This window comes from Johannesbaptistia floridana (genome assembly GCF_057440575.1).
Genome location: NZ_JALKVM010000188.1, coordinates 1 through 2330 on the forward strand (window position 1 = coordinate 1; position 2330 = coordinate 2330).

A 2330-nucleotide genomic window follows, 5' to 3' on the forward strand; every position below is an offset into this window, starting at 1 on the left:
GTTGGGGATATAACTCGTTTTTTAAGATTTTAGCCTCTATTGCCGCTAATAGGGGAATAGTTGTAGGGTGTGTTAGGGCGAAGCCCTTAACGCACCGAATTATCTCAGTGCGTAGACATTGTAGGTTGGATCACCTCTTCTACCAGTACATAAGTACTAGTGAAAGATGTGAGATTAAGAGAATAATCAAAAAATTGATATAATCGTATTATAGTTACTTATCTAAGCCTCATGTCAACTCCTGAGTGGATTCAGTGTATAATCCAAAACGCAAAGCAACAGAAGCTCACTGAACTAGATTTTAGTGTTAACAATCTCAATAAGCAATTTTCTATTGAATATAATATAGTTAATGAAATTCCTTCGGAAGTCTATGAATTAACTGAGTTAAAAATACTAAATCTCAATTGGTATCCAATTCAAAACATTCCTCAAGCCTTGAGTCAGTTAACTAATTTAAAAGAATTACATCTATTTGGTTCAGTTTTAGAATTTAGACAAATTGAGAACTTAAAATTACTTTTACCTCTATTAAATTACTTAGGAATTCGATGGCAAGAAAACTTTAAATCCTCTCTAAACTTTTTTGAATCATGGGAAAGACTAGGTATTGATTTAAGTTGGAGTCAACTGAGCAATCTACCATCAGAGTTGACTCAACTGACTAATTTAACCACCCTTGATTTAGCAAGTAATCAACTAAGCAGTCTGCCAGAAGAATTTAATCAACTGACTAATTTAACTACCCTTGATTTAAGTTGGAATCAACTGAGCAATCTACCATCAGAGTTGACTCAACTGACTAATTTAACCTCCCTTAATTTAAGTGGTAATCAACTCAGTAGTCTGCCGTCAGAATTTAGTAAACTGACTAATTTAACCACCCTTGATTTAAGTGGTAATCAACTGAGTAGTCTGCCGTCAGAATTTAGTAAACTGACTAATTTAACCACCCTTAATTTAAGTAGCAATCAACTGAGTAGTCTGCCCTCAGAATTTAGTCAACTGACTAATTTAACCTCCCTTAATTTAAGTGGTAATCAACTCAATAATCTGCCGTCAGAATTTAGTAAACTGACTAATTTAACCAGACTTGATTTATGTGTTAATCAACTGAGCAATCTCCCGCAGAAATTTACTCAACTAACTAATTTAACCAAACTACATTTAAGTAGAAATCAACTAAGTAGTCTGCCATTAGAATTTAGTAAACTGACTAATTTAACCTACCTTAATTTAAGTGGCAATCAACTCAGCAGTTTGCCGTCGGAATTTAGTAAACTGACTAATTTAACTACCCTTGATTTAAGTAGAAATCAACTAAGTAGTCTCCTGTGGGAATTTGGTCAACTAAGGAACTTAATTTACCTTGATTTAAGTAATAATCAACTAAGTAGTCTCCCGTCAGAATTTAGTCAACTAAAAAACTTAACTTATCTTAATTTAAATAGGAATCAACTGAGTAGTCTCCCGTCGGAATTTAGTAAACTGACTAATTTAACCAGACTTGATTTAAGTTGGAATCAACTGAGTAGTCTCCCGTCAGAATTTAGTCAGCTTACTAATTTAACTACCCTTGATTTAAGTAAGAATCAACTGAGTAGTCTCCCGTCAGAATTTAGTCAGATTACTAATTTAACTACCCTTAATTTAAGTTGGAATAACCTGAACAGTTTGTCGTCAAAATTGGGTCAGCTTACTAATTTAACTACCCTTAATTTAAGTACGAATCAACTGAGTAGTCTCCCGTCAGAATTTGGTCAACTTACTAATTTAACCTCCCTTGATTTAGCAAGTAATCAACTGAGTAGTCTCCCGTCAGAATTTGGTCAACTTACTAATTTAACTACCCTGGATTTATGTTGGAATCAACTCACCAGTCTCCCGTCGGAATTTAGTCAACTGACTAATTTAATCAAACTTGATTTAGGTTGGAATCAACTCAGCAGTTTGCGGTCGGAATTTAGTCAACTTACTAATTTAACAAACCTTGATTTAATTAATAATCAACTGAGTAGTCTCCCGTCGGAATTTAGTCAACTGACTAATTTAACAAACCTTAATTTAAGTTGGAATCCCCTAGAAAGTCCCCCTCAAGAGGTTTGCGAAGAGGGCATTGAGGCAATTAGAGAATATCTACGAAAACTTTAAACAGAAAGCTATAACTCACACCAAAGCATCTATACCTAATGTTACTGGTGGGGGTTGAGTAATGAGTTTTGAAGTAATGAGTTTTGAAGTAATGAGTTTTGAGTAATGAGTTTTGAGTAATGAGAATGAGTTTTGAAGTTTTGAAGTAATGAGTTAAAGAATTAATGCGATCGCGCTTA

General features: G+C 33.9%; 1 protein-coding gene. It reads left to right on the forward strand.

Annotated elements, in window-relative coordinates; translation table 11 throughout:
* The first annotated feature begins 231 nt into the window (after positions 1-231).
* On the forward strand, positions 232-2151 hold the full coding sequence (locus tag MW688_RS12685; RefSeq protein ID WP_486736375.1) for a leucine-rich repeat domain-containing protein: 1920 nt from the start codon (positions 232-234) through the stop codon (positions 2149-2151).
* Positions 2152-2330: the final 179 nt, after the last annotated feature.

Bases quoted from the DNA above. Each gene is read 5' to 3' on its own strand.
- MW688_RS12685 (WP_486736375.1), top strand. From the start codon at position 232: ATGTCAACTCCTGAGTGGATTCAGTGTATAATCCAAAACGCAAAGCAA.